The sequence below is a fragment of the Nostoc sp. genome (assembly GCF_036918015.1).
In the GTDB taxonomy this organism is placed as follows: Bacteria; Cyanobacteriota; Cyanobacteriia; order Cyanobacteriales; family Nostocaceae; genus Nostoc.
The window spans coordinates 104724-126161 of sequence record NZ_JBALEO010000091.1 but is presented as its reverse complement, the minus strand read 5'-3'; the positions used below and the strand labels follow the sequence as shown (position 1 = coordinate 126161).

Annotated in this window: 16 protein-coding genes; 15 read left to right on the top strand and 1 reads right to left on the bottom strand. The window is 40.3% G+C overall.

Annotated elements, in window-relative coordinates; genetic code table 11:
* Positions 1-11 precede the first annotated feature (11 nt).
* On the bottom strand, positions 12-1397 hold the full coding sequence (locus V7K61_RS28280; protein WP_335058650.1) for a response regulator: 1386 nt from the start codon (positions 1395-1397) through the stop codon (positions 12-14).
* Between the two features lie 747 nt (positions 1398-2144).
* Between V7K61_RS28280 and V7K61_RS28275 the strand changes: the two genes are divergently transcribed.
* The 15 genes from V7K61_RS28275 (at position 2145) to hepC (ending at position 21399) form a co-directional block, all read left to right on the top strand.
* A complete protein-coding gene (locus V7K61_RS28275) occupies positions 2145-2819 on the top strand; it encodes a vWA domain-containing protein (protein WP_094351580.1) in 675 nt (224 codons plus the stop codon).
* Positions 2820-2871: 52 nt separating this feature from the next.
* A complete protein-coding gene (locus V7K61_RS28270) occupies positions 2872-3654 on the top strand; it encodes a PP2C family serine/threonine-protein phosphatase (protein WP_334880003.1) in 783 nt (260 codons plus the stop codon).
* Between the two features lie 57 nt (positions 3655-3711).
* A complete protein-coding gene (locus tag V7K61_RS28265) occupies positions 3712-5874 on the top strand; it encodes a tetratricopeptide repeat protein (protein ID WP_335058647.1) in 2163 nt (720 codons plus the stop codon).
* Positions 5875-6201: 327 nt separating this feature from the next.
* Positions 6202-6975, top strand: a complete 774-nt coding sequence (rfbF, locus tag V7K61_RS28260; protein WP_094351583.1) for a glucose-1-phosphate cytidylyltransferase — start codon at positions 6202-6204, stop codon at positions 6973-6975.
* Positions 6976-7142: 167 nt separating this feature from the next.
* Entirely contained in the window at positions 7143-8357 is a 1215-nt protein-coding gene (gene lhgO, locus V7K61_RS28255) for an L-2-hydroxyglutarate oxidase (protein ID WP_335058645.1), read from the top strand.
* Between the two features lie 432 nt (positions 8358-8789).
* Positions 8790-9818 carry an NAD-dependent epimerase/dehydratase family protein gene (locus tag V7K61_RS28250; protein ID WP_335058643.1) on the top strand — a complete coding sequence of 343 codons (1029 nt, stop codon included), beginning with the start codon at positions 8790-8792 and terminating at the stop codon, positions 9816-9818.
* Between the two features lie 221 nt (positions 9819-10039).
* The gene (locus tag V7K61_RS28245; RefSeq protein WP_335058641.1) at positions 10040-10993 is read left to right on the top strand and encodes a glycosyltransferase family 2 protein; all 954 of its coding nucleotides are present in this window, start codon (positions 10040-10042) and stop codon (positions 10991-10993) included.
* A 37-nt stretch (positions 10994-11030) separates the two neighbouring features.
* Positions 11031-12038: a glycosyltransferase family 2 protein gene (locus V7K61_RS28240; RefSeq protein WP_335058639.1), complete on the top strand. Its 1008-nt coding sequence runs from the start codon at positions 11031-11033 to the stop codon at positions 12036-12038.
* Positions 12039-12088: 50 nt separating this feature from the next.
* Complete coding sequence (locus tag V7K61_RS28235; protein WP_335058637.1) at positions 12089-12931, top strand: phytanoyl-CoA dioxygenase; 843 nt, start codon at positions 12089-12091, stop codon at positions 12929-12931.
* A gap of 20 nt (positions 12932-12951) precedes the next feature.
* The gene (locus V7K61_RS28230) at positions 12952-13797 is read left to right on the top strand and encodes a phytanoyl-CoA dioxygenase family protein (protein ID WP_335058635.1); all 846 of its coding nucleotides are present in this window, start codon (positions 12952-12954) and stop codon (positions 13795-13797) included.
* A 132-nt stretch (positions 13798-13929) separates the two neighbouring features.
* Positions 13930-14475: a dTDP-4-dehydrorhamnose 3,5-epimerase gene (gene rfbC / locus V7K61_RS28225; RefSeq protein WP_335058633.1), complete on the top strand. Its 546-nt coding sequence runs from the start codon at positions 13930-13932 to the stop codon at positions 14473-14475.
* 347 nt (positions 14476-14822) lie between these two features.
* Positions 14823-16136, top strand: coding sequence for an NAD(P)H-dependent oxidoreductase (locus V7K61_RS28220; protein ID WP_335058631.1), 1314 nt, complete (start codon positions 14823-14825; stop codon positions 16134-16136).
* Between the two features lie 188 nt (positions 16137-16324).
* Positions 16325-17425, top strand: a complete 1101-nt coding sequence (locus V7K61_RS28215; RefSeq protein ID WP_335058629.1) for a glycosyltransferase — start codon at positions 16325-16327, stop codon at positions 17423-17425.
* Between the two features lie 126 nt (positions 17426-17551).
* Positions 17552-19783, top strand: coding sequence for a GumC family protein (locus V7K61_RS28210; RefSeq protein ID WP_335058627.1), 2232 nt, complete (start codon positions 17552-17554; stop codon positions 19781-19783).
* 896 nt (positions 19784-20679) lie between these two features.
* Positions 20680-21399, top strand: coding sequence for a heterocyst development glycosyltransferase HepC (gene hepC, locus V7K61_RS28205; protein ID WP_335058625.1), 720 nt, complete (start codon positions 20680-20682; stop codon positions 21397-21399).
* The last annotated feature ends 39 nt before the right edge of the window (positions 21400-21438 follow it).

Below are 21438 nucleotides of genomic sequence, written 5' to 3'. Positions count from 1 at the left end.
GAGTAGTTAATTTAAGTCAAATGCATAAAGACTATTTTCAGTAATTCGGCGCGAGTAAACGGTTTAGTCAGATATCCAGAAGCCCCGACTAATTTGGCTTTTACTTTGTCCACAATCCCTTTATTCCCAGTCACAAAGATAATCGGAGTGTTTTGAAATAGTGAATTATTTCGTATAATGCGGCACAACTCATAGCCATCAATTCCTAGCATATTTAAATCCAACAAAATTAAATCCGGTTTGTGCCTTATAATTGACAAAACGGCTTTCACTGGATCGTTAATAGTCACTACAGAAAAATTTTCATTTTCTAAGAAATAACTAATTTCTTTAAGAATTGTAGGGCTATCATCTACAGAAACGATTTTGTGGACTTTTTTTACTGTTACCGTAGCAGCCGTTACTCTTTGGGAAGCAGAATTTATGTTATTTGATATTGTTGGTTCCTGAAAGTTTTCTTTTAAAGGAGTAGAAATCTGTGGTAATCGCTGAACAGGAACTATTTTCTCTTCAGGAATATTTGGGTAAGAATTGACAGTGCTACTTAGTTCTTGTTTGGTGTCAACTAACCCTGAAATCAATTTTGAGAAAAGCGATTGCTCCTCAAAAATCTTTGGTAATTTATCAAATGGTGGATCGGGTTCATGAAGGATAATCGCACCCTTAAGGATGTAAGGGTATAAATTGCGAGCTAGTTGAATTTCATCTTGATTCAAAATGACAGCCAGATGACACAGGCTAAAACCCTTCATCCAGTTAATTAAATCTGGCTGTAGATTTGGTAAATCTTGCTCGTCAAACTTACTGTTAATCAACAGATATGGACGTTGATATTGAGAAGAAATTTTAGGTATAAAAGCCTGCCAATTCTGTAATCTTACTTGGCAATACTCTAGAATTTTTTCTACACCTAGCCTGCAAATTTTTGGCATTCTCTCAATTGGTTCTGTTAATTCATAAGTACCTTCTTTGATGAGCAAAAATGATTCAATGACCTCTTTAACTAATTCTTGAACCAGCACTGCTGCTTGTGTAGAATGTAGATGTTGTTGACTAACAAGCCAGGATATAGCCTGATACTCAGGAGGGTTGCTTCTGGAATTAGTGTCATCTTGGATTAACTGACTGTGTGAGTCAGGTTCAAACATCAGCCTTACTTGAACGCGAACCTCATTAGTCAAGAGTGGAATTTGCTGGCTGAGGCGTCGCAAATGGCGTTCTAGTCGATCGAAGGGTTCCACGGAATGGGTAGCGTAAGTTATTTTGCCCTGTTCTAAGTAAATCGACCAAGAAACTGAGTTACTCAATACTTGTAAACAAGTACTGTCGGAACAATTTGATAATTGTCTTAACAAACTTAGAGGGCGTAGTTTGGTGAATGTACCTGAGTTATTCATATTTTTCAAGTTTTTTGCGGAATCAACAACCGAACATTTGTAGATTGAAAATATGATCTATAAAGTATTCTCTTCTTTGTAATATTTTTCTAACCACAAATTATTTATTTGAAAATATGTACATATATTAAAAAATGTAAGGCTTCTAAGTCCTTTGTTACATTTGGCACATTTTACTTAATCTATCTCAAAAAACAAGTAGGTGTGAATAAAGGTAAGCATCTATCATAGCTAGATTATCAGTAGATGTTGGTTAATTCTGGATTTTACTAACTACTGACAACTCTTGAGTGAAGACCTTAATAATGATGTTTATTTATGCCCACTCACTTCAAGAGGCAAATTTGATTCCAAGTTCGCGCAGTTACACTGGTATACTTCTAGAGTGAACGAGCTTAATTATGGTTAATTACTTTTCCTTAAAGAAACGATTCTTCTACATAAAATCTTTAAAAAATTATCTAGGAAAGTTTACGTATTTATTGTACTGTAGGTTTAATGGATATAACTTTTTGGTAGATACATTACAACAGATAATGCTGGGTTTTGATAAACTCTTTTTTGCTAAACTAAGCTGTACTCAAGTTCATCTTAAATATATAGAGAACTTCATGAAAATAATTTGTTTAATAAAGATTAGAGCATCTACCAATAGATACTATATTCTGTAGTCGCCTCGGCGATTGAAACTACATACTCTGAGCAAAGGGAAATAAAGCTTTGGACTTTACCATAACACAAAAAGTTATGCATGATACATTAAGACTTGATGAAGTAGTAGAATTTGCTGAGAACCCAGAACCACGTTGTCCTTGTGTACTTTTATTAGACACATCTGGATCGATGCAAGGAGAGGCGATTGAGGCTTTAAATCAAGGTTTACTAAGCTTAAAGGATGAATTAGTCAAAAATTCCTTAGCTGCCAGACGGGTGGAAGTGGCGATTGTCACTTTTGATAGTAATATCAATGTAGTACAAGACTTTGTGACTGCCGATCAATTCAATCCGCCGATTTTGACAGCACAGGGCTTGACAACAATGGGTGCGGGAATTCATAAAGCTTTGGACATAATTCAAGAGCGTAAATCTCAGTATCGTGCCAACGGGATTGCTTACTATCGTCCTTGGGTATTTATGATTACCGATGGAGAACCCCAAGGTGAGTTAGAGCAAGTGGTAGAGCAAGCATCCCAACGCCTACAGGGAGACGAGGCGAACAAGCGAGTAGCGTTCTTTACAGTTGGAGTAGAAAATGCGAATATGACGCGTTTAAATCAAATAACTGTACGTACTCCCTTAAAGCTTAAAGGATTAAATTTTATCGAGATGTTTGTCTGGCTGTCAACTAGTATGTCGGCTGTTTCTCATTCACAAGTAGACGAACAGGTAGCACTACCGCCGATTGGTTGGGGGACTGTTTAACTAAAAATTGCAGCTTGATGTTTACACAACTAGCTGCTTGAAAAAAAAATTTATGAACATATCAAAACAGATTGCTCAATGGCGGATTGTGGCTGCGTCTGTATGTGGTACAAGTCACTTAAAAAACAATCAATTATGTCAGGATGCTCATCACTGGCAGATATTGTCAGATAATGTTTTAGTGGCAGCCGCAGCAGATGGTGCGGGTTCTGCTAGCCTTGGGAAAGTGGGAGCGATGGTTGCTGTGGAGACAGCAATCGAAAACATTTCTACCAAAGGGCTGACCCGAAAAAGTTTGACTGATGATACATTGGTGCGATCGCTCTTAAATGATGCCATATTAGCTGCCAAAAAAGCTGTAGAGGATGAGGCGGCTACTTGTGACAAACAGCCTCAAGATTTAGCAACTACCTTAATTATGATGGTTGCCACACCAGAAGTTGTAGCTGTAGTTCAGATAGGCGATGGTTTGGCAGTGGCTAAAGATAGTATGGGCAACCTGCTGGCGCTGACTATGCCTGACAGTGGTGAATACATCAACGAAACCACTTTTTTAACTTCGCCTCATGCCTTAGATACAGCACAAATGAGATTATGGCGCACAGACATAGTAAACGTTGGTATCATCACCGACGGATTACAAATGCTGGCTTTGAATATGGTTGTTGGCGAACCTCACAAACCATTCTTTTTTCCGCTGTTTGAATTTGTCGCCAATACCGAGGATAAGACAGAAGCGAAGGAGCAATTGGTAAAATTTTTACGCTCAGAGCGGATTACGCAACGCACTGATGATGATTTAACACTCATTATAGCCGCATTCAACGACTCATGAGCAATCGATTTACAGGTTTCACATCTTACAATAACTTCCGTTAGCGGTAATTTCATTATGCAGGTACTACGTTGTTCCCCCAGAAAAGAAATCCTCAGTCTCAATGTCAGTTTGGGACGTGGCGGTGAAGCTTGTGTTTATGCAGTGCCATCCGATAACGACTTGGTGGCGAAGATTTACCACAAGCCAACCACTGCCCATGCTGAAAAACTCCAGGCGATGCTTGCTAACCCGCCAGAAAACCCGACGGCGAGTTTAGGGCATATCTCTATCGCTTGGCCAGAGGATTTATTACGGGCGGCAGATGGCAAAAATAGCATCCTGGGCTTTTTGATGCCACGTATTCAGGGGATGCGTCCAATCATCGACTTTTACAACCCCAGAACCCGTCGGCAACATTGCCCCCTATTCAACTATCAGTACCTGCTCCGCACGGCTCGTAACTTGGCGGCAGCTTTTGCCGCTTTGCACGCTAGTGGATATTGCATTGGTGATGTGAACGAGTCTAATATCCTCGTCAGTGATACAGCACTGGTGACTTTGATAGACACAGACTCTTTCCAAGTAACCGACCCAAACAGTAATGTTGTTTATCGCTGCCCAGTAGGTAAACCAGAGTTTACTCCACCAGAACTACAGAATAAAACTTTTGCCCAGCACGATCGCGAAATCTCTCACGATTTATTTGGGTTAGGGGTGCTAGTATTTCAACTCTTAATGGAAGGCACCCACCCATTTTCGGGGATTTTTCAAGGTGCAATTGAGCCACCACCTTACGAAGCACGCATTGCATCGGGTCATTTCACTTACAGCGAAAAGCGTTACGTACCCTACCTGCCGACACCCATTGCCCCCCCTTGGGAAATTCTCCATCCCAGCTTACAGGAATTATTTGTCCGTTGTTTTGAAGAGGGTCATAACAACCCACAACTACGCCCCAGTGCCCAGACTTGGCTCTCAGCCATCGCTGAAGCCGAAGAGTCCCTGATTACCTGTACGACAAATCCCCAGCATCGCTACAACAACCACATGCGTAGCTGTCCGTGGTGCGAACGTACAGTGCGATTAGGTGGACGCGACCCCTTCCCATCACATCGGGCTATAGAAGCTAGAGAACATCTCCAACCGCGAATCAAAGCGAGAAAACGCTACAATCAGACACCGCATTTTCCCCAGCGAGCCATGTCACCGCAGCTAGCTAATTACTGGCAGCCAATGACTCCCAGCGGTTCATATAAACCTTCCAAAAAGTCAAAATTCTACCCGGTTATTTGTTGTTTGCTGGGTTTTGGTTTATTGGGATATGCAGATGTAATGATTAAATTTACTCAGCCGTTGGTTTCCCAAAATGCTTACACCCAACAAACAATCAAGTCTTCCCAGCCAAATAATAAACTCAGCTTCGCTGATTCTTATCAACAAGGTTATATTGCTTACAAAGAGCGAGACTATGACAAGGCAATTGTCAACTTTAGCCAAGCAATTGACCAAGAACCGACACACGCTAGAGCAATTGTAAATCGTGGCAATGCCCGCTATAACCTGAAAGACTATGAAGGCGCAGTTACAGATTATAGCCAAGCTCTGAAAATCAATCCCAATCAAACCAAAGCTCTGGTAAATCGGGGCAATGCCCGCTATATGCTTGCTGAATATAGCAACGATCCCGATCGAGAATATAATCTAGCGATCGCAGACTATAATCGAGCCATTGGTCTGGATAATAATGAAATTGAAGCTTATGTCAGACGGGGCATTGTCCGCGCCCAAATGGCTAAATATAGCGGTGAATCTCAACAAGCTTACAAAAAAGCGATCGCAGATTTTACTCAAGCAATAAAACTTAATGTCTCGAAAGCCGAAGCTTACTTCCAACGGGGTGTTGTCTATTATCAAATTGCTCAATATAGCAGCAATTATCAGCAAGAATATAATCAAGCGATCGCTGACTTTAACCAAGCATTAACCCTAAGTCCTAAACTAGCAAAAGCATATCTCAAACGAGGTATGGTTCGCTATGAATTGGCACAATATGGCGGTAGTGAATCTAACAAAAATCAGGCGAAAGCTGTCGAAGATATACAGGCATCTGCCAAAATATTTCTTGAGCAAGATGACATGGATAATTATCAACAAGCACTCAGTAATATGTGTGTAGTCATCGAAAACAAATGTGACCCTTTATTCCAAGGCTCAAGTAATGTGGAAAAAACTAACTAGAAACAAGTAAGTTTTATTACTAGCATATTATTGGTTTTGATTGAAAAAATCAAGCCTGACTAGGGTTAGCGCCAGCTAATCCTAGTTATTTTATAGGTAACATTTTTATTTCCTTGAGTAATTTGTTTCTGTATTTATAGATATTCATAGAGCTTTTATATAGAAAAGATTTTAATTTATGTTACCTTTATAATTTCATCGGAAATTACAGTTAGATTATTGACGGAGAAACAGAAATCAGAAATACATTTCTCTCCCTTTAAGTGCATCCGCTTCATCTCGAAAAAGTCAAATAATCATATCCCTACAAATCTCCGAGGTAATTGCATGAAAGCGGTGATTTTGGCTGGAGGTCTTGGTACACGCCTCAGTGAAGAAACCAGTGTTAGACCCAAGCCGATGGTTGAGATTGGTGGTAAGCCAATTCTCTGGCACATAATGAAAACTTACTCTGCACACGGCATTAATGATTTCATCATTTGTTGCGGTTATAAAGGTTACATCATTAAAGAGTATTTTGCTAACTACTTCTTACACATGTCAGATGTTACCTTTGATATGCGCTTTAACCAGATGAATGTGCATTCTGGTTATGCAGAACCCTGGCGCGTCACCTTAGTAAATACGGGTGATAATACAATGACAGGCGGACGCTTAAAGCGAATCAGCGAACATCTTGGTAATGAAACTTTTTGCTTTACTTATGGCGATGGTGTCAGTAATATTAATATCACCGAGCTAGTTAAATTTCACAAAGAACAAAATAGCTTAGGAACACTTACTGCTGTTCAACCAGCCGGACGTTTTGGTGCTATTTCTTTAGGATATGAGCAAACCAAAATTACCAGCTTTCGGGAAAAACCTGAAGGTGATGGAGCTTGGATTAATGGCGGTTATTTTGTGTTAGAACCAGAAGTAATCAACTTAATTGCTGATGACTCTACAGTGTGGGAACAAGAGCCATTAGAAAAGCTAGCTGATATGGAACAGCTATCTGCTTTCAGACATGATGGATTTTGGCAACCGATGGATACTTTACGCGATAAAAACTATCTCGAAGGGCTGTGGAAGAACAATCAGGCTCCTTGGAAGGTATGGTAAGAGAAGAGTTAGGAGTTAGGAGTTAGGAGTTAGGAGTTAGGAGTCATGAGTTAGGAGTCATGAGTCAGGAGTTAAATAACAAATGACAAATGACAAATAACAAATGACAAATGACAAATGACAAATGACTTTATAGATTTACTGTAATTTTAAGTGCGATAATACTAATGTATGATTTTGCGATTATCGGTGGGGGAATAGTTGGACTCTCGACAGCATTGGCTTTAGGAAAACGCTATCCCAATGCGCGTATTTTAGTACTAGAAAAAGAGAGTCAATGGGCATTTCACCAAACTGGCAATAATAGCGGGGTAATTCATTCTGGTATTTACTACAAGCCAGGGAGTTTCAAAGCTAAATTTTGTCGTGATGGTTCTCGTTCAATGGTAGAATTCTGCCAAGAGCATGGAATTGACCATGAAGTTTGTGGTAAGGTAATTGTTGCGACTGAAGAACAAGAACTACCACGCTTAGAAAATCTCTACCAACGCGGCTTAGACAATGGCATAGAAGTCCAGAGAATTAGCCCCGAAGAAGTCAAGGAAATTGAACCTCACGTAAGATGTGTAGGTGGAATTCGGGTATCCTCAACTGGTATTGTTAATTACAAGCAAGTTTGTTTAAAATATGCCCAGCTAATTCAACAGCAGGGTGGAGATTTACACCTGAATACAAAAGTCCTGAAAATCTCTCAAAGTGGTAAAAATCAGGTATTGGAAACAAACAAAGGTAACTTTGCAACCCGCTTTGTAATTAATTGTACTGGATTGCATAGCGATCGCACCGCCAAACTAGGGCAAGTTGAACCCCAAGCAAAAATTGTGCCATTCCGGGGAGAATACTACGAACTCACCCCAGAAAAACGCTATCTGGTCAAGACATTAATCTACCCAGTTCCCAATCCAGATTTCCCCTTCCTGGGTGTCCACTTTACCCGGATGATTGATGGTAGCGTCCATGCAGGGCCAAACGCGGTTTTATCCCTCAAACGCGAAGGTTACAAAAAAACCGACTTTGACTTACGGGATTTTTTGGAAGTTATCACCTATCCCGGTTTCTGGAAATTAGCAGCCAAACACGCTGATGAAGGCATTCAAGAAATTATTCGTTCCTTTAGCAAAGCAGCCTTCACCAGAAGTTTACAAAAACTAATTCCCGAAGTGCAAGCAGAAGACTTAGTTCCCACCCATGCAGGAGTTCGCGCTCAAGCCTTAATGAACGATGGCAAGCTTGTAGACGACTTTTTGATTGTTTCCGGTCACAACTCCATTCATGTTTGCAATGCTCCTTCTCCTGCTGCCACATCTTCTCTAGAAATCGGCAAAGCGCTTGTGGCAGAAATTCCCCAACTTTCGCATCTAGAGAGTGTAGTCACTGCATAGATATCATAGTTGTTATTTCCGGGACTGCTGAATTAAGGGATGAATCTTGTATAGTAGGCATCTTTCTTTGCCTGCCTCGAAATATAAGGGACGAGTAAGATACCCATCCTACAACAAACAAAAAAGTGTCGTGCATCAATTCAGAACCGCTATAGAGTGCTTCTACCCAATGGGTTAGTCGGCAAACTATGTAATGACTTTATATATAGCGCTTCTAGGTTGAGTCCAATGACCTCCAATGTCAAGAAAAGGGGTAAGATTCAAAGCCTCTCTCCTAAAAGTAGAGAGGTTTCGAGAGAGGTCAAGTTATTGCATACAAACGAAAAATATAGCGGTTCCCTTCTAGATGCAACACACTCTAGGGCGTACATCTGTGCGTCCAGCTAAACGAAGAATTTAACTCATCAACACAATACAAAGGAATTAACCACAATGAAAATATTAGTAACTGGAACAGAAGGCTATCTAGGTTCATTATTACCGCCTCTGTTAATCGAACGAGGACATGAAGTTATTGGTCTAGATACCGGCTTCTATAAAGTTGGTTGGCTGTACAACCCTAGTGGAGTCACACCCAAAACCCTGAATAAAGATATCCGCAACATCACCCCTGATGATTTGGAAGGTATTGAAGCCATAGTTCACATGGCGGAACTCTCCAACGACCCAGCCGGACAATTGGCACCAAATATTACCTACGAAATTAATCATGTAGGTTCAGTTCGTCTAGCTAGTCTGGCTAAGGCTATGGGTGTGCGTCGCTTCGTATATATGTCTTCGTGCAGTGTCTACGGTGTTGCAACCGCAGGTGATGTCACAGAAGAATCCCCAGTTAATCCCCAAACAGCCTACGCAGAATGTAAAACTCTCGTAGAAAGAGATGTCAGACCACTCGCTGACGATGACTTCTCTCCCACCTTTATGCGGAATGCAACAGCCTTTGGTGCTTCTCCCAGAATGCGCTTTGATATTGTTTTAAACAACTTAGCAGGGTTGGCATGGACTAGCAAAGAAATCAAAATGATTAGTGATGGCACACCTTGGCGGCCATTAGTTCACGCATTGGATATTTGCAAAGCCATAGTCTGCACCTTAGAAGCACCACGCGACATTGTACATAACCAAATCTTCAATGTGGGAGATACAGCGAATAACTATCGCGTTAAAGAAATCGCGGAAATTATTGCTGATGTTTTCCCAGATTGTAAATTGTCCTTTGGTGATAACGGCTCAGATAACCGCAGCTATCGCGTATCCTTCGAGAAAATCAACACAATCCTACCTGGATTTAAATGTGATTGGAATGCCCAACTTGGTGCCAAGCAGCTATTTGATTTATTCAGTCAGATACACATGGCTGAAGATACTTTCTTATTTAGAGGATTTACTCGCTTAAAACAGCTAGAGTATCTAATTCGCACAGAGCAAATTGACAAAGATTTCTTCTGGAATAAAAAATAGCTAAAGTTGCCTAGCCGCAACGGGAAAAGAATCTAAGCTTCCGAATCAAATAGTATTGATTCGGACTTATTCCATCCATCAAGTTATTTGCAATCAGTGAATTAAATTTGATGGCGCTCATCTCAGTATTAAGAAACGAGTTAGCCATCTGAAAGCTAAACAGATTGCCGCTGGACTGCATCGCTACATTTTGAGAAAAAGCCAAAGAAACAAAGCAGAAGATGAATAAATTGCTGACTATCGCAATTCCTACATTCAATCGTGCCCAGATTTTAGATAAACAACTTACTTGGTTAGCCAAATCTATTAAAGGGTTTGAGTCTGACTGTGAAATATTTATTTCTGATAATTGTTCTACAGATAATACCCAAGAAGTTATTAAAAAGTGGCAGATAATTCTTAGCAATGTAACATTTACATCAAACAGGAATAGTGAAAATATCGGGGTCATGGGTAACATTGCTTGTTGCTTAAAAGCCCCAACTAGTAAATATGTTTGGACAATTGGTGATGACGATCCAATTCAAGAGAGAACCCTAAATTATGTGTTAACAACACTAAAAAAACATTCAGATTTAGCACTAATGTTTTTAAACTTCTCTGGTCGTCAAAAACAAACAGGTCAACTTGTTGTCGAACGCTGGTTGAATAGTGATAACGACGAATTAAGAGTTGATGGTAAAACTGTATTTCAAAGTTATCTGAATGAAAATTTTGGTGGTGTACTTTTTATATCAGCTGCAATTTATCGCACAAATCTAGTGCAACGCGCTTTACAAAAATGGCCGTCTGCTACTAATAATTGGGCATCTCAAGCATATTGGACTGCATTTTGTGCTGCTCATGGGAGTGTCATCGTCACGAAAGACACTTATTTAGAATGTACTATGGGCGCTAGTCTTTTGGATCTCGACCCGACATGGAACTTTAAAATGCGATATGCCTACATACCTGAAGTTTATATAAAACTACTAAAGGTAGGATATCCTCATAAATTTTGTCAGGAAATGATTTGGCAGAATTTCCATCAAAAAACTGACTTGAAAATCTTATTAGGTGCTTTAAAACGTTGGCCTTTATTGACAATCAAGATATTTATTCCTTACCTACGTTTGTTAAGCATATCAGCTTGGGCAATTCTTTTTCCACCCAAACAGCTAGAAACTAACCTGTAACCATTCATATATCAATTTGTTAACTACTATTTTTACCATGCAAAAATTACTGACCATTGCTATACCGACTTATAATCGTGCTGAATTACTGGATAAACAGTTAGCATGGCTAGCTCAAGCTATTAAAGGTTTTGAAGATGATTGTGAAATTTTAGTTTCTGATAATTGTTCAACAGACAATACTCAGGATGTGATTAAAAAATGGCAAATAATACTTAGCAGTATCCCATTTAAATCAAATAAAAATCCTCAGAATTTAGGCGTTGTCAAAAATATTATGTATTGCCTAAATTCTACTACAACCAAATATGTTTGGACGATTGGTGATGATGACCCAATTCAAGATAGAGCCATTGCTTATGTGATTAGTAAACTTAAGCAATATGAAGATTTATCATTATTGTTTCTCAACTTTTCCGGTCGGAACCAAATTACTGGTGAACCAGTTCATCCACCAACAATTGTTGGTAATCGCTGGTTTGATATAGATAGTGAAGATGGTGATGGTGATGGTAAAGCTATATTTGAGCATTGTTTCTCAAAAAGTGTCGGTGCAGTCATTTTTCTGACTGCGACAATCTACCGCACTGATTTAGTGAAACGCGCTCTACAAAATTGGCAAGATGCTGAGAATAATTGGATATCTTTAGCATATTTAGCCGGGTATTGTGCTGCTAATGGTCGTGTAATTGTCACGAAAGAGACTTATTTGGAATGTGTTGTGGGTGTGAGTTATTGGCAGAAAGAACCAAAATCGGCACTTTTAATGCAATACAAACACATACCCGAAGTAATTTTGAAATTGGAACAGAGTGGATATTCTAAGCAGTTTTGTAGACGGATGCTTTTGCAAAACGGCAAAGAAGTCAACTTGAAAGTTTTCTTAGGTGCTTTAAGAAGATGGCCTATGTCTGCTATTCAGACAGTAGTCCCATTTTTGGCTTTAGTCGGTTTATGTGCTTTTGACGTGATGATTTCTAAAGAATTTAGTTTAGCAGAATCAAGTGAAATACCTGCTCAAGAAATACGGAACTATAAGCCATAAGCTACTAAATTACTGATAAATCGACATTGAAATTAGAAAGAGTTTACCAGATGTTTAATCTAATTAAACGCAAATTATCTACACTATCTGCTGACATTGAATATTATCTAGCTCGTTGGAAGCATAGCAGAAATCTGCCAGCATTGGAAGGGCGCGATCGCAATATCCTCAAGGCTCTCAAAAAAGATGGCGTTTGCGTCACAACCCTAGCAGATTTAGGGTTAACTTCTAGCTCCGAACTACTCAAAGCTGCTTACCAGCAATTGTCTCAGATGGAAAATCCCAACAACGACCATCTAGACGAAAAGTTGCCACAAATTTACACAGTTACAGGTTTACCAGAATTTTATGCCTGGGGAATGGAGAAAAGACTTCTCAATCTCATCGAAAACTATATTGGTCTTCCTATTGCTTTTCACGGTGTACATTTACGTAAAGATTTCCCTAGCAAACATCAGTTTGGCACACTACTATGGCATGGCGATTCTGAAGACCGTCGCATTATCAAAATCTTTATTTACTTGAATGATGTCGAAGAAAAAACTGGGCCTTTTGAATACATTCCCCGCTCTTTGACTTCCTTATTTAGTTGGAATTATATTCGGCTGTTCTACAAACTTTGGAAGTCAGGCTATAGGGGCATCGATGATGAGGAAGTGAAAACAGTCATCCCCAAATCAGCTTGGAAATCCTGCCCAGGCCCAGCAGGTACTGTCTTGATTGTAGATGCGAAAAATACTTTGCATCACGGCACAGTCCGCACAGAAGAACGCTTAACACTATTCTTTTGTTACACCGCCAACCCTCCTGAAAAACCAGAACTCTGCACCCAATACTGGGATGATACTTATCCCAGAGCAGAGTTAAGGCAGCAAGTCGAAAATAGCCGATAGGTATTAAAGGTAGTCATGCAATGCTGATCAAGATTAAACGCAAAATATCTTCACTGGGATCTGAGTTAGTTTATAGATTAGCACTTTTGAAACACGCTGCTCATTTGCCTGCACTAGAAGCAAGCGATCGCAAAATTCTTGATGACCTTAAATGTGATGGTATTCATATTACCACACTTGCTGAACTGGGATTCGATTCAACACCAGAATTGCTCAAGGCAGCTTATGGTTATTCGTCCCAAATGGAATCTGGCAATCATGACGATTCACATGAAAAATTTCCCCAAGTTTACACAGTTACATATTTACCTGAATTTGCTACTTGGGGAAGCGAAAAAAGGCTCCTAAACATCATTGAAAACTACATTGGTCTGCCAATCATTTTTCATGGTGTACATCTCCGCAAAGATTTCCCTAATAAAAATCAGTTTGGGACACAACTATGGCATAAAGATGCAGAAGACCGCCGCATGATCAAAATCATTATTTACTTAAATGATGTTGAAGAAAAGCACGGGCCATTTGAATATATCCCAGCCTCTTTAACCTCTTTATTTAGATTAAACTATTACCGTACTTACTACAAGCTTTGGCAATCTGGTCATTTAGGTATCACAGATGAAGAACTAAATGAAATTATCCCGAAAGAGGCTTGGAAATCTTGTACAGGATCGGCAGGGACAGTGATTATTGTCGATCCCAAAAAAGCCATACATCACGGTACATCACGCACAGAAGACAGGCTAACTCTATTCTCCTGCTACACTTCTACTTCTCCCGATCGTCCAGAAGTTTGTACTCAATATCGAGACAATACTTTTCCCCAACCAAAGTTAACTGAACCAGTCAGTAATAGCGCCATCTAATTCAGTTAAAGCAAACTAATTGTTAATCTAAAAAACCGCTCAAGACTATCCTTGATGAGGTTTATAACAAGTTAACTTTTCAAATTTGCCAAGTTTTGTTGTCGTCAATCTTCCTATCAAGGTTATTCATTCATGATCTTCACTCAAACTGCACTCAAAGACGCATTCATCATTGATTTAGAAGAAAAGCCAGACCACCGTGGTTTTTTCGCTCGGTCTTTCTGCGCTCAAGAATTTGAAGCACACGGATTAAAGCCAACAGTTGCCCAATGTAACCTGTCTTTTAATTACAAAAAAGGCACTATCCGGGGAATGCACTATCAAGTTCTGCCAGCAGCAGAAACAAAATTAATTCGCTGTACTAAAGGCGCAATCTACGACGTAATTATTGATATGCGTCCTGAATCTCCTAGCTTTTTATCACATATTGGTGTAGAGCTAACCCCAGAAAATCGCCGCGCTTTATATGTTCCAGAAATGTTTGCTCATGGTTATCAAGCGCTCACCGATGAGACTGAAGTTGTATATCAAGTGGGTGAATTTTACACCCCAGGATATGAAAGAGGTTTACGCTATGACGATCCATTCTTTAACATTGATTGGCCTCTAGATGTGACTGAAATCTCCGAGAAAGATTTAAATTGGCCCTTGTTGAGAATGATGACTGTTGGCGTATAGACTATTTCTCTGTGCCAGGTGTTTTCCACACAACACACTGGCTCCTCTGTATGAGGTAAGGTATTTCCAAAAAATATACCATTGCTATAGAGGCAGGGGGAGCAAGAGCAAATCATACCAAATAAAAGTTTGCCCAAGCCTACAGAAATGCTGTGGAGCAAATTATCAAAAATTATAGCCAGAAAAACAGACTGCTGTTATAGCATCTAGCAAGCAACCAGTTAGTAGCTATCATTAATGATAATTTCCATGAAAATGTACTTAATATCTAGTTGTAATAAATTATTAAGTGCAAAATTATCGAGAATTTGTAACACAACAAACAGTTCCAAAAAGGAGTTTAGTTCATGATTATTATCGATCGCGCCTTACAAGCCCGTGCAGCAGCAGGAAATCCTATTAAGGTGGGAATGATTGGTGCTGGTTTTATGGGTAGAGGAATTGCCAACCAAATTGTCAATTCAGTGCCAGGAATGGAGTTAGTTGCTATCTCTAATCGCCAGATTAGTGCAGCTAAACAAGCTTATTCGGAAGCAGGAATTGAAGATATTCAAGTTGTTGCAACTGTCAGCGAATTAGAAGATGCGATCGCTAACGGTAAATATGCAGTCACAGAAGACGCTAAGTTACTGTGTCGGGCTGAAGGCATCGATGCATTAATCGAAGTCACGGGTGCAGTGGAATTTGGCGCTCAGATCGTTATGGAAGCGATCGCCCATTGCAAACATGTGATCATGATGAATGCCGAACTCGATGGCACCATTGGCCCCATCCTGAAAGTGTATGCCGACAAAGCAGGCGTGATTCTCAGCGCTTGTGATGGCGATCAGCCAGGGGTACAAATGAACCTTTATCGCTTTGTAAAAAGCATTGGTTTAACTCCCTTATTGTGCGGTAACATTAAAGGACTCCAAGACCCCTATCGCAATCCCACCACCCAGGAAGGATTTGCTAAACGTTGGGGTCAAAAGCCCCACATGGTGGCTAGCTTCGCCGACGGAAGCAAAATTTCCTTCGAGCAAGCGATCGTTGCCAATGCCACAGGCATGAAAGTCGCCAAACGGGGAATGTTGGGATATGACTTCAGCGGTCATGTCGATGAAATGACCCAGTTATATGATGTTGAACAACTCAAAGAACTGGGCGGTATTGTCGATTATGTAGTTGGAGCAAAACCAGGCCCAGGCGTATATGTATTTGCCACTCACGACGACCCCAAGCAACGCCACTATCTCAACTTATATAAATTAGGCGAAGGCCCACTTTACAGCTTCTATACTCCTTATCACCTCTGTCATTTTGAAGTTCCCTTGTCCGTAGCGCGTGCTGTTTTATTTGGTGATGCCGTTATGTCTCCATTAGCAGGCCCGCTAGTAGATGTTGTCACCACCGCCAAAATCGACCTGAAAGCAGGAGAAACCTTAGATGGCATTGGCTACTACATGACCTACGGACAATGTGAAAATTCCGATATCGTCCAACAGCAAAATCTTCTACCAATGGGTTTAGCTGAAGGGTGCCGCCTCAAACGAGATATTTCTAAAGATCAAGTCCTCACTTATGAGGATGTAGAATTACCTGAAGGCAGACTTTGCGACCAACTACGAACTGAGCAAAACGCCTATTTCGCTCCAGAAAAAATCTTAGTAGCAGTTGGATAATATCGGTTCTCAAAACATTTGCCACCAATGAATTGGCTGTAGGGGTGTACAGCTGTACGCCCCTATATGTTTGTCGCCAGAATTTCATCAAGAGGATAGAAAGCTATACTGCGGGACACTAAAGTTGTTGATAGTAACTTGCTGGGGAGCGTTTAAACAAACCCGATCGAAACTTTAGGTCAAATTTCATGAAAATTGCTCTCGTCCATGATTATTTAACCCAGCGAGGTGGGGCAGAGCGTGTGTTTGAACTGCTTTGTAAGCGCTATCCTGAAGCAGATATTTTCACGTCTTTGTACGATCCCCAAAAAACTATCGATCTAGGCGATCGCATCGTTAATACAACCTTCTTGCAAAAGATTCCTGGTGCAGCAAAATATTTCAGGTCAATGGCTCCTCTATATTTTCCTGCCTTTCGTGCCTTGGATCTGCAAGACTACGATTTAATTATTAGTAGTAGCACCAGCTTCGCCAAAGCAGTGCGAAAAAATCCCAATGCCCACCACATTTGTTTTTGCCATAACGTCACCCGTTTCTTATGGGATACAGCAACTTATTTAAGAGAGTACGGGGACTATAGATATTTTGCTCCTTTAATCGAACAAGTATTTCAAGTCATGAGAAAGGTAGACTTGAAATATGCACAGGAGCCTGACCTTTACATTGCTAATTCTAGTGTTGTTGCCCGCCGAATTGAAAAGATTTATGGCAAAAAGGCAATGATGGTGAACTATCCAATTGATACTAGTAAATTTGTTTTTTCAGATATAAAAGATGAATATTATCTGGCCTCCGCCCGGATGATCAGTTATAAGCGACTTGATATAATAGTCGAAGCTTTTAATTGGTTGGGGTGGCGGCTATTAATATCTGGTGACGGGCCAGAACTAGCACGGTTAAAATCCAAAGCATTACAAAATATTGTGTTCTTGGGACACGTAAGTGATAGAACCCGCAAAGACTTGTTTTCCAAAGCCAAGTCTATTATTGTCGCAGCCTTAGAAGATTACGGATTAGTTCCAGTAGAAGCTAATGCAAGCGGTACACCAGTCATAGCTTATGGAGCGGGTGGAGTATTAGATACTCAAATACCAGGTGAAACAGGAGTCTTTTTCAAAAGACAAACACCCGAATCTCTACAAATTGCATTACAAGAAGCCAACGGCATTTCTTGGGATTACGATCGCATCCGTAATCATGCAGTAGCAAATTTTTCAGAAAATGCATTTTTTGGCAAGGTTGAGCAAATTATCAATCAATCTTGTAATGTGCAGCAATTATTCATTTGATTTCTGAATCTCTTTCCACTATCAGATTACCTACTTATTTGCTCTCTCCTCATTGGCGGTTCGTAAAAAAAATAGGTATTCTTCGGAGAATCTCTTAGCGTAAGTCTTGAAGACAAGGATATAAAAGTGGTTCAAAATAGTCTAAATCCTCACCTAGCTCTAGCTTCTGAAAGTGAACCAAGTTACGGGCAAATGTTTGCCGTATTTGTGCGGAGATTTCCTTGGTTCTTAGCAGTATTAATTAGTTCTATTGCTATTGCTAGCATAGTAACTGTAAAAACAAAGCCTACTTATAAAAGTTCTATGCAACTGCTAGTAGAACCTAACTATCAAGGTAAAACGGAAGGTGGTGCGGGGGTAGACAATCAGTTTACTGACTCTAACGTGGTCATAGATACTGCCACTCAGCTTAACTTGATGCAAGGTTCGGGACTCATCCAGAAAGCAGTTGATAAACTTCAGTCTAATTATCCAGATATAACTTCGGCTGAAATTAAAGCTTCTTTGGTCTTAACTCAAATCAGGAGCAAAGAAGATAATGTCGCTACTAAAATCTTTCAAGTTGAATATACCGCTGGCGATCCAGAAAAGACCCAAAAAGTTCTGGATGCAATTCGACAAGTTTATCTGGAATATAACAAACAACAACAAAGTTCGCGTTTACAAAAAGGTCTGCAAATCATCAGGGAACAGTTAAGTAAAGCCAGTGAAGAAGTAAACGCATCTGAGACAAATTTACAAAGGTTTCGCAGAAATCAGAACTTAATCGATCCAGAGTCACAGGCCAAAGCAATTGAAACAGCTTTAAACAATCTTTCCCAAGAAAGACAGACAACTCGCGCTCAGTATGGGGAAGCTTTAGCACGCCAAAAATCTTTAGAAGAACAACTTAACCGTTCTCCCCAAAATGCCCTAGTTGCTTCTCGTTTGAGTCAGTCTACTCGCTATCAAGGCTTACTAAACGAAATCCAAAAAAGCGAATTGGCATTAGCACAAGAACGCTTACGGTTTACAGATCAAACTCCGAGTGTGCAAAAGCTGAAAGAGCAGCTTCAGGGCCAGAAGGAATTATTGCAACAAGAGGTAGGAAGAACTTTAGGCGAAAAGTCTGCTGGTGCATTCACGAATGGAGACTCTCTTCTCGAAAAAGGACAGCTGGGCCAAATCGATCTCAGCCTTGCCGGTCAGTTAGTAGAAACGCAGACAACTATAGTTGCTTTAACTGCTCGCGATCAAACTTTGGCTCAGAAAGAAAACGAGCTACGTTTGGAAATCAAACGCTTCCCGCCTCTCTTGGCTTATTACAATCGGATGTTACCGCAGTTGCAATTTAGTCGTGAAAGATTAGAGCAGCTTTTAAGAGCAGAACAGCAATTAAGGCAAGAACTTTCCAAGGGTGGATTTAATTGGGAAGTAGTAGAAGATCCGCAAAAAGGCGCACAATTAGGCCCCAATCTCCAACAGAATTTACTGTTAGGTGCTGTAGTTGGGTTAATGTTAGGAGGCATTGCTGCCTTTATTCGGGAATCGGCTGATGATGCAGTTCACACTACTGCTGAATTAGAGAAGCAAATGGCCATGCCGTTGTTGGGAACAACTCCCAAGTTACCGCCAGCCAAACCCAGAGAATCAATGATCAAGTTGCCTTTTGGTAAGCCAGAAGTTCTCGCTCCTTGGACGATTCAGGTATTGCAATCTCCACCGCGTTGGGAATCACTGGATCTGATTTACAAAAACATTGAACTTTTAAATACTGTTACTAATTTAAAATCTTTGATGATTACCTCGGCTTTAGCGGATGAGGGTAAATCAGCTTTGGCGTTGGGTTTGGCAATGAGTGCTGCTCGTTTACACAAAAGGGTACTGCTGATTGATGCCAACTTACGCGATCCCAGTTTGCACCATCAGCTGAATCTTCCTAATGAGCAGGGACTTTCAACTTTATTGGCGAGTGATACAACTCTACCTAACCAAATTAGTCTTCAATACTCAGGTTCCGCCTACATCGATATTTTGACTGCTGGCCCCAAACCTGCCGACCCAGCTAATCTGTTGAGTTCCCCGCGGATGATGCAATTAATGGCAGCATTTGAGGAAAACTATGATTTGGTTCTGATAGATGCGCCCCCAGTTCTCGGTTTGGTGGATGCCATGCTTACCGCATCATCTTGTCGTAGTGTGATTATGGTGGCAAGCATTGGTATTGTGACGCGAAGTCAGCTTAATCAAGCGACAGCTATGCTGAGTAAGTTAAATCTGATTGGGGTTGTAGCTAATGGGGTATCAAACTCTAGTAGTAATTACGTACCTAATATCAAACAACAGCAATTAGCTCTACGTCAAGCTGTAGAAAAGTAGCTAGTACAGCTTGGCGGAATTCGGAATTCGGAATTCGTAATTCGTAATTACCATTACGTAAGTGTTTTAGACATTTCAAATGGGTGGCTTATTTCCGCCGTGCTGTACTAGTAGGGCTAGATGATAAATCCCCGACTTCCTAGAGAAGTTGGGGATTTTGCGTTTTGCATTTTTTCTCGTTTTTAGCCTCTGGTTAGAAATGCTGTTCATTGGGCTGCTGCTGTCAGTAAAAGAGGCGGAGCCTCAAGGACGGGCATTCCAAGTCTCAGATTGAGAACGAGGCAATCTGCTAAAAGCTGTTTATAGACTGGCTTTTAGCTTAAATTGACAGCAATGATTCATGAATTGCCTCTGCGTTTTGATGAACCAAATTGAATTTTGTTGCTATCGGGAAGAATTCAGTATATTTATGCTATCTTTATGATTTTTCAGAGAAATCACTGACTTTTTAAAGAATAAATAAAGAAGTTATTTGAGCGATCGCTATTTCTACAGAGTCTTATATTCTAGAGATTAAAGCACCTTCATAAAGGCTAGAAGACAAGAGCAGACTGGTTTTTCAAATCTATCGAGACAATGAACACCTCAGCGTAATTAAACGTAGATATAGATTCATGGGTAATTTCCCTCTACACTTCTCTACTGTCAGTAGTTTCCGGAAAATCAAGATTTGCCCATGAATGTTAATAGTAGCGGTGATTGCTACCTATGTAATTAGTATCTGTCTAATTTGTAAATCTCTACACCAGCAGAATTCTACGCAATACGTGCTTGGCTGAGTGGCAAATACTATAGCATATTTTTGGACTTACAACAAGATTCGGATTTGGGTCTTTGGCATTAATAGCCTTTGATAACGCCTCAGTAATTCACTCCTGTATAAACCCAAAGACATTATGACAACTTCAATAATTCCAACTCTAGAGAATTTATATGATGTAACCCAGTCACAGCAAGATAATCGTGGGTACTGCACACTCCTGTGGCGACGGGGTAAGCTTTTGGTGAAGCCGCTTGGAGGAGTGAAACAACCATATCTGGCTTCATTAGATAATAAGCGATCGCTAGTAGAATGCTTACAACATTCTCCAGTAAGTTTGGTCAGCATAGATCCAAAATTGGGTGAGACTTTGCTCAAATTTTGGGCAGATGCATGTGAAGCAGCTCAAAAACCAATATTCCTAAGCATACCCGCTGGCAAAAAACTTCCTAACCAACCCTTGAGACAATTGCAGCGAGTAATTGATTGGATTGCTGCTTTTATATTGCTGCTATTAGTAAGTCCAGTCATGTTGGGATTGATTGTATTAATGCAGGTTTACTCGCCAGGGTCACTTTTTTGTCATGAATGGCGTGTTGGAGAACGGGGTAAACTTTTTCAAGCGATCAGCTTTTGCACCCACAATAACACACCACTAGGGCGTTGGATGGGTAAATACAATCTCGACAATCTGCCACAGTTATTTAACGTGCTACGGGGTGATATGAGTTTAACCGGATCTCGTTGTTGGACTTTGGAAGATGCAGTACAGCTAAATAAATTACCAGAAATTACAGCTTCCTGGGAAGTAGAGGCACAATCTCATCTGTTACATCTGGATAGCCAAACTCTGTAATTTATCGGTGCGGTAATTGATGATTTCATTTATCGCACT

Excerpts from the sequence above, each read along its gene's own strand:
- V7K61_RS28280 (WP_335058650.1), bottom strand. The coding sequence starts at position 1,397 with ATGAATAACTCAGGTACATTCACCAAACTACGCCCTCTAAGTTTGTTA.
- V7K61_RS28275 (WP_094351580.1), top strand. The coding sequence starts at position 2,145 with ATGCATGATACATTAAGACTTGATGAAGTAGTAGAATTTGCTGAGAAC.
- V7K61_RS28270 (WP_334880003.1), top strand. The coding sequence starts at position 2,872 with ATGAACATATCAAAACAGATTGCTCAATGGCGGATTGTGGCTGCGTCT.
- V7K61_RS28265 (WP_335058647.1), top strand. The coding sequence starts at position 3,712 with ATGCAGGTACTACGTTGTTCCCCCAGAAAAGAAATCCTCAGTCTCAAT.
- rfbF (WP_094351583.1), top strand. The coding sequence starts at position 6,202 with ATGAAAGCGGTGATTTTGGCTGGAGGTCTTGGTACACGCCTCAGTGAA.
- lhgO (WP_335058645.1), top strand. The coding sequence starts at position 7,143 with ATGTATGATTTTGCGATTATCGGTGGGGGAATAGTTGGACTCTCGACA.
- V7K61_RS28250 (WP_335058643.1), top strand. The coding sequence starts at position 8,790 with ATGAAAATATTAGTAACTGGAACAGAAGGCTATCTAGGTTCATTATTA.
- V7K61_RS28245 (WP_335058641.1), top strand. The coding sequence starts at position 10,040 with ATGAATAAATTGCTGACTATCGCAATTCCTACATTCAATCGTGCCCAG.
- V7K61_RS28240 (WP_335058639.1), top strand. The coding sequence starts at position 11,031 with ATGCAAAAATTACTGACCATTGCTATACCGACTTATAATCGTGCTGAA.
- V7K61_RS28235 (WP_335058637.1), top strand. The coding sequence starts at position 12,089 with ATGTTTAATCTAATTAAACGCAAATTATCTACACTATCTGCTGACATT.
- V7K61_RS28230 (WP_335058635.1), top strand. The coding sequence starts at position 12,952 with ATGCTGATCAAGATTAAACGCAAAATATCTTCACTGGGATCTGAGTTA.
- rfbC (WP_335058633.1), top strand. The coding sequence starts at position 13,930 with ATGATCTTCACTCAAACTGCACTCAAAGACGCATTCATCATTGATTTA.
- V7K61_RS28220 (WP_335058631.1), top strand. The coding sequence starts at position 14,823 with ATGATTATTATCGATCGCGCCTTACAAGCCCGTGCAGCAGCAGGAAAT.
- V7K61_RS28215 (WP_335058629.1), top strand. The coding sequence starts at position 16,325 with ATGAAAATTGCTCTCGTCCATGATTATTTAACCCAGCGAGGTGGGGCA.
- hepC (WP_335058625.1), top strand. The coding sequence starts at position 20,680 with ATGACAACTTCAATAATTCCAACTCTAGAGAATTTATATGATGTAACC.